The sequence below is a fragment of the Luteibacter sp. 9133 genome (assembly GCF_000800155.1).
GTDB lineage: Bacteria > Pseudomonadota > Gammaproteobacteria > Xanthomonadales > Rhodanobacteraceae > Luteibacter > Luteibacter mycovicinus.
In genome coordinates this window covers 2657377-2670512 of record NZ_JUHO01000001.1, presented here as the reverse complement: position 1 = coordinate 2670512, position 13136 = coordinate 2657377, and the positions used below count along the sequence as shown (strand labels likewise).

At 65.5% G+C, this 13136-nt stretch carries 10 protein-coding genes; 9 read left to right on the top strand and 1 reads right to left on the bottom strand.

The features are described from left to right. The first annotated feature begins 109 nt into the window (after positions 1-109). The 5 genes from infB (at position 110) to pnp (ending at position 6976) form a co-directional block, all read left to right on the top strand. The gene (gene infB, locus FA87_RS11440; protein WP_043694662.1) at positions 110-3025 is read left to right on the top strand and encodes a translation initiation factor IF-2; all 2916 of its coding nucleotides are present in this window, start codon (positions 110-112) and stop codon (positions 3023-3025) included. Positions 3026-3102: 77 nt separating this feature from the next. Further along, a complete protein-coding gene (rbfA, locus tag FA87_RS11435; RefSeq protein ID WP_036112272.1) occupies positions 3103-3477 on the top strand; it encodes a 30S ribosome-binding factor RbfA in 375 nt (124 codons plus the stop codon). Positions 3478-3512: 35 nt separating this feature from the next. After that, positions 3513-4430 carry a tRNA pseudouridine(55) synthase TruB gene (truB, locus tag FA87_RS11430; RefSeq protein WP_043694659.1) on the top strand — a complete coding sequence of 306 codons (918 nt, stop codon included), beginning with the start codon at positions 3513-3515 and terminating at the stop codon, positions 4428-4430. Between the two features lie 143 nt (positions 4431-4573). After that, positions 4574-4840 carry a 30S ribosomal protein S15 gene (gene rpsO / locus FA87_RS11425; protein ID WP_036112276.1) on the top strand — a complete coding sequence of 89 codons (267 nt, stop codon included), beginning with the start codon at positions 4574-4576 and terminating at the stop codon, positions 4838-4840. A 30-nt stretch (positions 4841-4870) separates the two neighbouring features. Continuing rightward, complete coding sequence (gene pnp / locus FA87_RS11420) at positions 4871-6976, top strand: polyribonucleotide nucleotidyltransferase (RefSeq protein WP_036112279.1); 2106 nt, start codon at positions 4871-4873, stop codon at positions 6974-6976. A gap of 63 nt (positions 6977-7039) precedes the next feature. On the opposite strand, the gene FA87_RS11415 is transcribed toward pnp, so the two are convergent. Beyond that, positions 7040-7789, bottom strand: coding sequence for a glucose 1-dehydrogenase (locus tag FA87_RS11415; protein WP_043694656.1), 750 nt, complete (start codon positions 7787-7789; stop codon positions 7040-7042). Positions 7790-7866: 77 nt separating this feature from the next. Here FA87_RS11415 and FA87_RS11410 point away from each other — a divergent pair, with 77 nt between their 5' ends. The 4 genes from FA87_RS11410 to FA87_RS11395 all read left to right on the top strand — a co-directional run bounded on the left by FA87_RS11410 (position 7867) and on the right by FA87_RS11395 (position 13049). After that, the gene (locus FA87_RS11410) at positions 7867-8433 is read left to right on the top strand and encodes a TetR/AcrR family transcriptional regulator (RefSeq protein ID WP_043694654.1); all 567 of its coding nucleotides are present in this window, start codon (positions 7867-7869) and stop codon (positions 8431-8433) included. Positions 8434-8515: 82 nt separating this feature from the next. Beyond that, positions 8516-10873: a glycoside hydrolase family 3 N-terminal domain-containing protein gene (locus tag FA87_RS11405; protein WP_052191323.1), complete on the top strand. Its 2358-nt coding sequence runs from the start codon at positions 8516-8518 to the stop codon at positions 10871-10873. 41 nt (positions 10874-10914) lie between these two features. Next, entirely contained in the window at positions 10915-11985 is a 1071-nt protein-coding gene (locus FA87_RS21315) for a poly(R)-hydroxyalkanoic acid synthase subunit PhaE (RefSeq protein WP_052191322.1), read from the top strand. Then, positions 11982-13049, top strand: a complete 1068-nt coding sequence (locus FA87_RS11395; protein WP_036112288.1) for a class III poly(R)-hydroxyalkanoic acid synthase subunit PhaC — start codon at positions 11982-11984, stop codon at positions 13047-13049. The genes FA87_RS21315 and FA87_RS11395 overlap by 4 nt, the downstream gene beginning before the upstream one ends. Positions 13050-13136: the final 87 nt, after the last annotated feature.

Here is a 13136-nt window from a genome sequence, read left to right as displayed (position 1 = left end):
CGGACGCCTCGAGGGAGGCCATGAGGTCTCCCGCCAGGGATGGAGGCAGCCGTACGGGTCATCGTCGGCACGTAAGGTTACGCGCGGGAAAGGCGGAGAATAAAGAACCATGTCGGACGTCACTATCAAACAACTCGCCCATCAACTGGGCCTACCGGTCGACAAGCTGCTCGGGCAGCTTGGCGAAGCCGGCATGAATTTCTCCGATGCGGAGCAGGTCATCAGCAGCACCGAAAAGGTGAAACTGCTGGGTTTCCTGCGCCGCACCCACGGCAAGAACGAGGCCGCTCCCGAAGGGGACGCCTCCGCGCCGCGACAGATCACCCTGAAGCGCCGCACGGTCGGCGAGCTGAAGGTGGCGTCCGGTTCCGGTCGTGGTGCCGGTCCGGCCAAGACGGTCAACGTCGAGGTCCGTGCCAAGCGTACATACGTCAAGCGCAGCGCCATCGCCGAGGATGCGTCGCACGAGCCGGAGCGCGAGGACGCCGTGCGCAAGCTGGCCGAATCGCAGGCTCAGCGCGAGCACGAGGAATCGGAGCGCCGTGAAGAAGCCGAGCGTCGCGATCAGGCCGAAGCGGCCCGTCGCGAAGCCGAGGCCGAAGCACGCCGTCAGGAAGAAGCCGCCGCCGAAGCACGCCGTCAGGCTGAAGAAGCTGCCGAGCAGCATGCACGCGCCGAAGCGGCACGTGCCGCGGCCGCCAGCGCTGAAGCCGCCGCGACGCCGGCCGCCGCGCCTGCGGCCGCGCCGGAAGCGACCCCTGAGGCCCCGGTGTCCACCGCGCCGCTGGGCGACGATGGCCTGCCGACGCACCAGACCGCCAAGCTCGATACGCGTTCGCTCGGCATGATCCTTCCGCGCATTCACGAGCCGCGCAAGCGCGAGCGCGTGGTGTCCAAGCCTGTCCCGCCGCCCGCGCCGGCTCCGGCTCCGGCACCTGTCGCGGCGGCTCCCGCCGCCGCACGTCCGGCCGCGCCGCGTCCGGCGCCCGGTGCCGTGGCTGCCGCCAACGATACGCGCGGCAACGCGCGTCCGAAGCACGGTGGTGGTGGCGGTGCTCCCGGCGGTGGCGGTCGTAACGATCGTGAAGCCGGTGGCAAGCGCTTCGCGGGTGGCGAAATGCATCTTTCCGATGCCGACCGCGCACGCCGCTCGTCCAGCAACAACCGTCGTGGCGGTGGCAAGGACCGTGGCCGCATGACGGCGTCGCGTGGCGCCGCCTCGTCGGGCGGTCCGCACGGCTTCACCCGTCCGACGGCCGCCGTGGTCCGTGACGTCGTGATCGGCGACAACAACCTCGTGACCGAGCTGGCCCAGAAGATGGCCGTCAAGGGCGCCGAGGTGGTGAAGGCGCTGTTCAAGATGGGCGTCATGGCCACGATCAATCAGACGATCGACCATGACACCGCCGCGCTCGTGGTCGAAGAACTGGGTCACAACCCGGTTCGCGCCACCGAGAACGACGCCGAAGCCGCGCTCGCGACGCACACGCAGAATGCGGAGCTCGAGGGCGACAAGGTCACGCGTCCGCCGGTCGTCACGATCATGGGTCACGTCGACCACGGCAAGACCTCGCTGCTCGATTACATCCGTCGTACCAAGGTCGCCTCCGGCGAAGCGGGTGGCATTACGCAGCACATCGGCGCTTACCACGTCGAAACCAGCCGTGGCGTCATCACCTTCCTCGACACCCCGGGCCATGCGGCGTTTACGTCCATGCGTGCCCGCGGCGCGCAGTCGACGGATATCGTGGTGCTCGTGGTCGCCGCCGACGACGGTGTCATGCCGCAGACGCAGGAAGCCGTGAAGCACGCGCGCGCCGCCAAGGTGCCGCTGATCGTCGCGGTCAACAAGATGGACAAGTCCGGCGCCAACCCGGACAACGTCAAGCAGGGCCTCGGCCTTCTCGAAGTCATCCCTGAAGAGTGGGGTGGCGATACCCCGTTCGTGCCGCTTTCGGCGAAGACGGGCGACGGCGTGGACGCGCTGCTCGACGCCATCTCGATCCAGGCTGAAATCATGGAGCTCAAGGCAGTGGCCGATGGCCGCGCTTCGGGTGTCGTGATCGAATCCAGCCTCGACCGCGGTCGCGGTCCGGTGGCGACGGTGCTGGTGCAGCAGGGCACGCTGAAGAAGGGCGACTTCGTCGTCTGCGGTGTCGAATACGGCCGCATGCGTGCGCTCGTCGACGAAACCGGCAAGCAGGTCAATGAAGCCGGTCCGTCGATTCCGGTCCAGGTCCTGGGTCTGTCGGGCGTGCCCGAGTCGGGTGACGATTTCGTCGCCGTGAAGGACGAGCGTCTGGCGCGCGAAGTGGCGGCTGAGCGTCTGCTCAAGCGTCGCGAGACCCGCCTGGTCAGCAAATCCAACCGTCTGGAAGACATCATGGCCCAGATGGGTCAGGGTCAGGGCCAGCAGACCCTCAACATCCTCGTCAAGGCGGATGTGCAGGGTTCGGTCGAGGCGCTGCGCGATTCGCTCACCCAGATCGGCAACGAGCTGGTCAAGGTGAACGTGATCTCGTCCGGCGTGGGTGGCATCACCGAGTCGGAAGCCACGCTGGCGGCGGCGTCCAAGGCGCTGATCATCGGCTTCAACGTCCGTGCGGATGCGTCGGCACGCAAGGTGATCGATACCAACGGTCTCGATGTCCGCTACTTCTCGATCATTTACGACGTCATCGATCAGGTGAAGCAGGCGGCGTCGGGTCTGCTCGGTGTCGAGATTCGCGAAGAGATCATCGGTATCGCGCAGGTCCGCGACGTGTTCCGTTCGTCGAAGTTCGGCGCGGTCGCGGGCTGCATGATCGTCGAGGGCCTGGTGAAGCGCTCCAAGCCGATCCGCGTGCTGCGTGACAACGTGGTGGTGTTCCAGGGCGAACTCGAGTCGCTGCGCCGCTTCAAGGAACTCGTCGACGAGGTCCGTAACGGCATGGAATGCGGTATCGCGGTCAAGCAGTACAACGACGTCAAGGTCGGCGACCAGATCGAGTGCTTCGAGCGTATCGAAGTGCCGCGCACGCTGTAACGGCATGCAATGCGCCTCCCCGGCATACGCCGGGGAGGCTTTTTCGTTAGTGCACCTTATTCAGGCTGGAGGCGGATATGCCGTCCCGTGATTTCAAGCGTACCGACCGCGTGTCCGCCCAGCTTCGCCGTGAAATCGGCGAACTGGTCCACGCCGCCGTGCGCGACCACGCGCTGCCTTCGGTCAGCGTGTCGGATGTGGAAGTAACCCGTGACCTCGACTGGGCCACCGTGTGGGTGACGGCGCTGATGCCCGACCAGTCGGCGGTGGTGGTCAAGGCGCTGAAGGAGCTCGCCCCCGAGTTCCGTCATTCGCTGTCGAAGTCGATGATCCTGCGTCGCGTGCCGCAGCTGCGTTTCAAGTACGACGAATCCGTCGATACCGGCGAGCGCATCGAGCGCCTGCTGCGCGAAAACCCCGTTCCGCCGGCCGATCCGTCCGACGAAACCTGATGACCGCGCGCTTGGCGCGCGGGTAAGCGTGTGTGATGAATCGCCGAACCTTCCGTGACCTGCACGGCATCCTTCTGCTCGACAAGCCGCTCGGCCTGAGTTCCAACCAGGCGCTGCAGACGGCGCGTCGGCTCGTGGGCGCCGCCAAGGGTGGCCATACCGGCAGCCTCGATCCGCTCGCCACGGGCCTGTTGCCACTGTGCTTCGGCGAGGCGACCAAGCTCGCCGGCTGGTTGCTCGGCTCGCGCAAGGCCTACGAGGCTGAGGTTCGCCTGGGTGTGACCACGACCACCGCCGATCTCGAGGGCGAGGTGGTGGAGACACGCCCGGTGCCCGCGCTGGACGATGCGGTCATCGAAGCCGCGCTGGCGCCCCTGCGCGGGCACATCGTGCAGATCCCTCCCGCGTATTCGGCGATCAAGCAGGACGGCGTGCCGCTGTATGTCCGCGCCCGTCGCGGTGAGGACGTCGACGTGCCGGCGCGCGAGGTCGACGTGTACCGTCTCGAGGTGATCGGTCGCGAGGGCGACACCGTGCGCCTGATGGTCGAGTGTGGCTCGGGGACGTACGTGCGCAGCCTTGCGGTGGATCTCGGTGCGAACCTCGGTTGCGGCGCCCACCTCACGGGCTTGCGCCGGCTCTGGGTCGAGCCGTTCATGGCGCCGGCGATGGTGACGCTGGACGAACTTCGCATCGCTGCCGAAACCGGGCCGGATCCACTCGAAGCCTGTATTTTGCCGGTCGACGCCGGACTCAGTCATATTCCCCGGGTGGAACTCGACCCGGAACAGACCCGTGTCCTCGGTTTCGGCCAGCCGGTGCCGCTGGGGCAGGGCGTTTCACCCGGTCGCTGCGGTGTCTGGGGTGCCGACGGGCGCCTGATGGCGCTCGGGGAAGCCGGCGAAGACGGCATCCTGAGGATCGTGCGGGGCCTGAACATGCCGCCCGTCTGACCGGGCTTGTTGCCGCTACGCGCAGGACGTTACAATTACGTGCTCGTTTAACAGCTTTCATTCAAAAGCGAGGCTTGCGCAACTTCATCGGTATCCGTTGAGGTTGCGCAAGTCTCGTATCCGCTTTTAAGGAATCGATACACATGCTTACTCCCGAACAGACTGGTCAGATCATCAAGGATTACGGCCGCAAGGAAAACGACACCGGCTCGACCGAAGTCCAGGTCGCCCTGCTGTCCGCCAACATCCTCCAGCTCCAGGATCACTTCCAGGCGCACAAGCAGGATCACCACTCGCGTCGCGGTCTGCTGAAGATGGTCAATCAGCGCAAGAAGCTGCTTGCCTATCTCAAGACGAACGACCTCGCTCGCTACCAGACCCTGATCGAACGCCTCGGCCTGCGCCGTTAATTCACCGGAACAGGACGAGGAGAGATCGAAGTGGCGAAAGTAACCAAGTCATTCCAGTACGGTTCTCACGAAGTCACACTGGAGACGGGCGAAATCGCCCGGCAGGCCTCCGGTGCGGTCATGGTCAGCATGGGCGGCACCGTCGTCCTGGTGACGGTCGTCGCGGCGCCCAAGGCGCGCGAAGGCCAGGACTTCTTCCCCCTCACGGTCGACTACATGGAGAAGTTCTACTCCGCGGGTCGCATCCCGGGTGGCTTCTTCAAGCGCGAAGGCCGTCCGACCGAGAAGGAGACGCTGACTTCGCGCCTCATCGATCGTCCGCTTCGTCCGCTGTTCCCGGAAGAGTTCCGCAACGAGATCCAGGTCATCGCCCAGGTCGTCTCGCTGAACCCGGAAGTCGACGGTGACATCCCGGCGCTGCTCGGTGCCTCCGCGGCCATGTCGCTCGCCGGTGTGCCCTTCAAGGGCCCGATCGGTGCGGCGCGCGTCGGCTACGCCAACGGCCAGTACATCCTCAACCCGACCGCCACGCAGCTGAAGACCTCGGACCTCGACCTCGTCGTGGCCGGTACGTCCAGCGCCGTGATGATGGTCGAGTCGGAAGCCAAGCTGCTCAGCGAAGACGTCATGCTCGGCTCGGTGGTCTTCGGCCACCAGCAGATGCAGGCGGCGATCGACACGATCAACGCCTTCGTCGCCGAAGCCGGCGCCAAGACGTTCAAGTGGGAAGCCCCGGCGGCCAAGACGGCCCTGTACGACGCGGTCAAGGCCGCCGTCGGCAACCGTTTCGCCGAAGCCTTCCAGATCCGCGACAAACTGGCGCGTCGTGACGTCATCAGCGCGCTCAAGAGCGACGTGAAGGCTTCCATCGCCGCCGACGCCGAAGCCAATGGCTGGACCGATGGCGACATCGGCAACGCCTTCGGCGAAGTCGAGTACCGCACCCTGCGCGACGGCGTGCTCAGCACCAAGGTCCGTATCGACGGTCGACAGCTCGACGACGTCCGCCCGATCTCGGTGCGCGTCGGCGTCCTGCCGCGCACGCACGGTTCGGCGCTGTTCACCCGCGGTGAAACCCAGGCGCTGGTCGTTGCCACGCTCGGCACCACGCGTGACTCGCAGCTCATCGACGCGCCGGAAGGCGAGTGGAAGGACACGTTCCTCTTCCATTACAACTTCCCTCCGTTCTCGGTCGGCGAGACCGGTCGCGTCGGCAGCCCGAAGCGTCGCGAAATCGGCCACGGCCGTCTCGCGAAGCGCGGTGTGCAGGCGGTCAAGCCGACGATCGAAGAGTTCCCGTACGTGATCCGCGTCGTCTCGGAAATCACCGAGTCGAACGGTTCCTCGTCGATGGCATCGGTCTGCGGTTCGTCGCTGGCCATGATGGACGCGGGCGTTCCGCTGAAGTCGGCCGTCGCCGGTATCGCCATGGGTCTGGTGAAGGAAGGCAACGACTTCGTCGTGCTGTCCGACATCCTCGGTGACGAAGATCACCTCGGTGACATGGACTTCAAGGTGGCCGGTACCGCCGATGGCGTTTCCGCGCTGCAGATGGACATCAAGGTCGACGGCATCACCGAAGAGATCATGCGTTCGGCGCTGGCCCAGGCCAAGCGCGGTCGTCTGCACATCCTCGGCGAAATGGCCAAGTGCATCACCGAAGCCCGCTCGGAAATGAGCGAGTTCGCACCGCGCCTGCTCACGATCAAGATCCACCCGGACAAGATCCGCGAAGTGATCGGCAAGGGTGGCGCGACCATCCGTTCGATCACGGAAGAGACCGGTACCACGATCGACATCACGGACGACGGCAACGTCGTGATCGCCTCGGTGAACCGCGAAGCAGCCGAAGCTGCCCGCAAGCGCATCGAGCAGATCGTCTCCGACGTCGAGCCGGGCCGCATCTACGAAGGCAAGGTCGCCAAGCTGATGGACTTCGGTGCATTCGTCACGATCATGCCGGGCAAGGATGGTCTGGTGCACGTGTCGCAGATCTCCAGCGAGCGCGTCGAGAAGGTTTCCGACAAGCTCAAGGAAGGCGACATCGTCAAGGTCAAGGTCCTCGAAGTCGACAAGCAGGGCCGTATCCGCCTGTCGATGAAGGCCGTCACCGAAGATGAAAACGTCACGGGCTGATTCATCGCCTTGTACGTCTAAAAAACGGCGCCGCGAGGCGCCGTTTTTTTTTGTCACCAAGCCTCACACCGCCATCGACCCCCCATCTACAAACAATTCCGTGCCGGCGATATAGCTGCTCTCGCCGGACGCCAGGAAAAGCACCGCCCGTGCCACCTCATCCGGCTGCCCCAGACGTCCCATCGGCACCATCTGGTTGATGATGTCCTCGACCCCGGGGCGTGCCTCGAGATAGCGACGCATCGGGTTCGTCTCGGTGCCGCTTGGCGACACGACATTCACCCGGATGCCCCGGTCCTTCAGGTCTGTCGTCCAGCTGCGCGCAAACGACCGGACGGCGGCCTTGCTCGCGTTGTACAGCGACTGGCCCGGGAAACCCTTGCTGCCGGCAACCGAGCCGTTGAGGACGATCGCGCCACCGTCCTGCAGCAGGGGAAGCGCCTTCTGCACGCTGAAGAGCAGGCCGCGCACGTTGAGCCCGAAGACGTGATCGAAGCCCGCCTCGTCGATCGATCCCACGGGTCGCGGTTCGACTTCCGCCACGCCGGCGTTCGCGAAAACGACGTCCAGCGTGCCGTGGTCCCGCTTCACCCGGTCGTATAGCCGGTCGAGATCGTCCAGGTTCGAGGCGTCGCCCTGGACGCCGACCGCCCCGTGGCCGATCGTGGCCACCGCCTCGTCGAGACGGTCCTGTCGGCGTCCGGTGATATAGACCTTCGCGCCCTCGGCGGCGAACTGCCGCGCCGTGGCGAGACCGATGCCTTCGCTGCCGCCCGTGATGACGACGACCTTGTTTTCAAACCGCGTTGCCATATCTGATCCTTGTCTAAGTGGAGGATTGCTCCATTTACTATATGGAGGCATCATCCGCTTTGCAATCGAGGGCGTCGATGAACAAGAAGATGGTCAGTGACGAGGCGCCGCTGCGCGCGGATGCGGCCCGTAACCGTGCGCGGATTCTCGAGGCCGCCGAAGCCGTCTTCGTGGAGCGCGGTGCGGATGCTTCGCTGGAGGAGGTCGCCAGGCGCGCCAACGTCGGCATCGGTACGCTCTACCGTCGATTCCCCACCCGGGAAGACCTTCTCGCGGCCATGAGTGACGAGCGTCTTCTGGCGATCGCCGATGCCAGCCGTCAGCGTGACGAGCTCGGCCCCATGGCCTCCATCCGGATGTTTGTCACCGAACTCGTCGCTCATACGACGCACTACCGGGGACTGGCGGCAACGCTGGGCGCGGTGCTGCGAAGCGAAACGCCGGGATGCCACGCGAGCACGGCGGAAGGGTGCCGGCTGCTCCTCTGGGCGCAGCAGACGGGCGTCATGCGCCCGGACGTGACCATCGGCGATCTGGTCTGCGTGATCATGGCCATCTCGCTCGCCGTCGAGCAGGATGCGTCCGTGAAGGCACGGACCGCACATCGGGTCGATCTGTTTCTCGAGGGTTTTGGGGCGCGCTGAATTCGCTTATCCGCGACGCGCACCGATGGCGATGTAAACGTTTCGCTGGCAGTCTCGGGCGGTTATCGTTTCCGGAGCCGTCATGCCTTACACCGTTCGCCTCACTCTCTGCGTCGCGTTGCTCGGTACCGCCACGGCACCCGTCGCGGCCGACACGGCGCTGCCTGCGGACATGGCTGCAAGGCCGTCCAATGCGCAGATCGCCTCGCCCGATATCGGGAACAAGGTCGACGCACTCCTCGCGCGTATGACGTTGCAGGAGAAAATCGGTCAGCTGGTCCAGTACGCGGCCCAGGGCGCGTCGGCCGGCGGCGATAACGACGCCTTCGCGCCCAATCCCGAAACGCGTACGCAGGTCGACACGATGGCATTGGCGCGCCGAGGCCAGCTGGGATCGGTACTCAATCTGGTCGGCGCGGAAAAGACGCGGCCTTTTCAGGAGGCCGCTCTGAAAAGCCGTCTTGGCATCCCGTTATTGTTCGGCGCGGACATCATCCACGGCTACCGCACCATCTATCCCATCCCTCTCGCACTGTCGGCGACATGGGATCCGCGGCTCGTGCAGGACCTCTCGCGGATGGCTGCGCTGGAAGCGACCGGCGGCGGGGTGAAGTGGGTGTTCTCACCCATGGTCGATGTCTCGCGCGATGCGCGTTGGGGGCGTTCGGCGGAAGGCTCGGGAGAGGACGCCTACCTGGGTTCCGCCATGGCGCGCGCGTACATCCTCGGGTATCAGGGTGATGACCTGGCGAGCCCGGATAGCGTGGCCGCCTCGGTAAAGCACTTTGCGGCGTATGGTGCCGCGGAAGCGGGGCGTGAATACAACACGACGGACATGTCGGACGTACGCCTGCGCCAGGTGTATCTGCCGCCGTATCGCGCGGCGGTCGAAGCGGGTGCGGCGACGATGATGAGTGCGTTCAACGCGCTGAACGGCGTGCCGGCCACCGCCGATCCCTACCTCATGACCGATGTGCTGCGGAAGGAGTGGGGCTTCAACGGCTTCGTGGTCAGCGACTACACGGCGATCATGGAACTGACTCACCACGGCATCGCGTCCGATGCGGCTGCCGCGACGCGCAAAGCGCTCGAGGCGGGTGTGGAGATGGACATGATGAGCCATTACTACGACACCCAGATTCCGGTCTTGCTGGAGCAGGGCAAGCTCTCGATGGCGACAGTCGACGAGGCGGTGCGTCGCGTCCTGCGGGTGAAGTTCGCGCTGGGTCTTTTCGAGCATCCCTATGCACGCACCGTTGAGCTGAAGGCGCCCGCGGCGGCCAACCACGCATTGGCGCGCCGTGCGGCGGAGGAGTCGTTCGTGTTGCTGAAGAACGACCGCGTGGGTACCGCGCCCTTGCTTCCGCTCGGTCCCGGTGCGCGAAAGGTCGCGTTGATCGGTCCGTTGGCGGATGCGGTCAGCGAGATGCAGGGCCCGTGGGGTGGGGCGCGCACGTTCGATGACTTCACCACGGTACGCAAGGGGCTCGCCGGCCGGATGAAAGCGCAGGGCGGCGAGCTGATCTACGCGAAGGGCACCGGGATCGACGACGATTCCGACGCCGGTTTTGCCGAGGCGCTCAAGGCCGCCGCGCAAGCGGACGTGGTCGTGATGGCACTCGGTGAAGCCGCCGACATGAGTGGTGAAGCCGGCGCCCGCGCGCACCTCGGGCTGCCCGGCAATCAGCAGAAGTTGCTCGAGCAGGTGGTCGCCACCGGCAAGCCCGTCGTGCTGCTGGTGTTCTCCGGGCGGCCGCTCGTACTTGTCTGGGCCGACGCGCATGTACCGGCAATCATGGCGGTGTGGTTCCCGGGTGCCGAGGCGGGTAACGCGGTGGCCAATGTACTGTTCGGCGATGTGGCACCGAGCGGCAAGCTGACCATGAGTTTCCCGTACACGGAAGGGCAGGAGCCGCTGTATTACAACGCACTCCCGACCGGGCGCCCCGCAGGCGATATCGATACGCATCAGCCACCCTCGCACGACACGACCTACGTATCGCGTTATATCGACGCACCCAACGATGCGCTCTATCCGTTCGGTCACGGCCTGTCGTACACGACGTTCAGTTATTCGGACGTCCGCGTCTCGCGCGCGTCCGTGCCGTTGGCCGAGGCGAATCGCTCCGATGCGCGAAACCTCGTCACCGTGACGGCCACGGTGACGAACACGGGTCGTCGTGCTGCGACGGAGGTGGCGCAGCTCTACGTGCGCAACGTCGGCGCCAGTGTTTCCCAGCCGGTGCGCGGGCTGCAGGGCTTCCAACGGGTGCCCCTGCAGCCGGGTGAGTCGAAGCGGGTGTCCTTCCAGCTCGGCTTCCCGGAGCTGTCCTTCTGGAATGCGAGAAGCAGGCAGGTGGTCGAGGCGACCCGGTACACGGTATGGGTCGGTGGCAGCTCGCGGGCCGAACAGGAGGCGGTGTTCACGATCGCCCCCTGATCCGGGGCGCAGCGGCCCGACGGGTGCCGTAACATAGACCCATGGCCGATAAACCCCACGATTTCATTGACCAGTACCAGGCCCTCGTGCGCGACGGCCTGGAGGCGTGGTCCCGTCAGTTCGATCCCAAGGGCGATACCGCTCCCGGAGTGCCTCCTGCCGACATCATGAGCCGCATGTTTGGCGGTCTGGGCGGCTACGGTGACTGGATGCGTTCGTTCACGTCGGGCGAGCCCGCCGGTGCGCCGCCGTTTCCCATGGGCGGCATGCCGCCCTTCGGCGCCACGGGACCGGGTCCCATGCCTTACGGCGCAGGCGGTCCGGGCATGCCACCGTTCGCCGCAGGCGCCGCCGGAGCGGGACCGTTCGGCTATGGCGCGCCTCCCGGGGCTTCCGCCCAGCCCGGTACGCAGAACTTCGATGACTGGGCACGCGTCGCGCGTGAAACGCTGTCGATGCCCGCCTTCGGCCTGACGCGTGAACAGCAGGAAGAACAGCAGGCCTTGCTGCGCGCCTGGATCGACTACGCGGAACATTACCAGCGCTACCAGACGCTGTTGCAGGGTGTGCAGGATCGCGCCGGCGCGGCGCTCCGCGAGCAGGCGCCGCCGACGGACGCGGACTCCATGCGCTCGGTATACGACCGCTGGGTGAACCTCGCCGAGGAAAGTTACGGTGAGGCTGCGCTGTCGGAAGAATTCAAGGACGTCTATGCGTCCCTGGTGAATGCGCAGATGCGCCTCAGGCTGCTGCAACAGAAGCAGGTCGAGCGCTTTGCGGTACAGACGGGCATGCCCACGCGAACCGAGGTCGATCGTCTCGGCGAGCGGCTGCAGGCGGTGCGTCGTGAACTGCGTCAGTTGCAGGGCGTGGCGGCTGAAGTCGAGGCGCTGAAGGCGGAGATTGCATCGCTGCGCGGTGGTGAGCCGAAGAAGGCCGAGCCCAGGACATCCGTGCCCGTGGAGACGGCGCCCTCGAAGGGCGCACCCTCGAAGGGCGCACCCTCAAAGACCGCACCCTCAAAGACCGCACCCAGGAAAGTCGCAGCTAAAAAAGCCGCCGCTAAAAAAGTCACGGCCAGGAAAGCCACCTCCCGGGGCGGCAGCCGATGACCGATAACCCGTTCTCGTTCGATCCCGCCCGCGCACAGGCCGAGGTCGACGCGTTCCGCCGCAAGCTCGAAGCCGGCATGGAAACGCTCAGACATGTCGGCCCCATCGAACTGGGTACGACGCCGCGCGAAGCCGTCTATACCGAAGACAAGCTCACCGTCTGGCACTTCAGGGGTGAGAAGAAGCCCACCGCGAAAACGCCGCTGCTGATCTGCTATGCGCTGGTCAACACGCCGTGGATGGTCGACCTGCAGGAAGACCGCTCGATGGTGCGCAACCTGCTCGATCAGGGAGAAGACGTCTACCTCATCGACTGGGGTTACCCCGACGGCGCCGATCGCTGGCTCACCCTCGAGGACTATATCGACGGCTACCTCGATCGCTGCGTGGACGCGGTTCGCGACCGCCATGGCGACGAATCGCTGAACCTGCTCGGCATCTGCCAGGGCGGGGTGTTCTCTCTTTGCTACGCCGCGCTGCATCCGGAAAAGGTCCGCAACCTCGTCACCATGGTCACGCCGGTGGACTTCCATACGCCGGACAACATGCTGTCGCACTGGGCGCGTAACGTCGACATCGACCTGTTCGTCGACACGATGGGCAACATCCCCGCCGACCTGATGAACTTCGCCTACCTGACGCTGAAACCCGTGCGGCTCAATCAGCAGAAATACGTGGGCCTGGTCGACGTCCTCGACAATCCCAGGGAAGTCGAAAATTTTCTGCGCATGGAAAAGTGGATCTTCGATTCGCCGGATCAGGCGGGCGAGGCCTTCCGCGAGTTCGCGCGCGACTTCTTCCAGAAGAACCTTCTGATCAAGGGCGAGGCGAAGGTCGGGCGCCACCGCATCGACCTGAAAAACATCACTCAGCCCGTGCTGAACATCTACGCCGAGCAGGATCACCTCGTGCCGCCTGCCGCATCGAAACCGCTCGGGGACGCGATCGGAAGCACCGATTACACGGCGCTGGCCTTCCAGGGCGGTCACATCGGTATCTACGTGTCGGGCCGCGCGCAGAAGCTGGTGCCCCCGGCCATTCATGAGTGGCTGGCGGATCGCTGAGTCCTTCCGGTCGGCGCACGGCCTGGGTGGGGACTGCGCAGGGTTTTCCGCGCTGGCTCCGTCCGGCCGGTGGGAATGCGATAATGC

Bases quoted from the DNA above. Each gene is read 5' to 3' on its own strand.
- rpsO (WP_036112276.1), top strand. From the start codon at position 4,574: ATGCTTACTCCCGAACAGACTGGTCAGATCATCAAGGATTACGGCCGC.
- infB (WP_043694662.1), top strand. From the start codon at position 110: ATGTCGGACGTCACTATCAAACAACTCGCCCATCAACTGGGCCTACCG.
- FA87_RS21315 (WP_052191322.1), top strand. From the start codon at position 10,915: ATGGCCGATAAACCCCACGATTTCATTGACCAGTACCAGGCCCTCGTG.
- FA87_RS11415 (WP_043694656.1), bottom strand. From the start codon at position 7,789: ATGGCAACGCGGTTTGAAAACAAGGTCGTCGTCATCACGGGCGGCAGC.
- FA87_RS11405 (WP_052191323.1), top strand. From the start codon at position 8,516: ATGCCTTACACCGTTCGCCTCACTCTCTGCGTCGCGTTGCTCGGTACC.
- truB (WP_043694659.1), top strand. From the start codon at position 3,513: ATGAATCGCCGAACCTTCCGTGACCTGCACGGCATCCTTCTGCTCGAC.
- FA87_RS11395 (WP_036112288.1), top strand. From the start codon at position 11,982: ATGACCGATAACCCGTTCTCGTTCGATCCCGCCCGCGCACAGGCCGAG.
- FA87_RS11410 (WP_043694654.1), top strand. From the start codon at position 7,867: ATGAACAAGAAGATGGTCAGTGACGAGGCGCCGCTGCGCGCGGATGCG.
- rbfA (WP_036112272.1), top strand. From the start codon at position 3,103: ATGCCGTCCCGTGATTTCAAGCGTACCGACCGCGTGTCCGCCCAGCTT.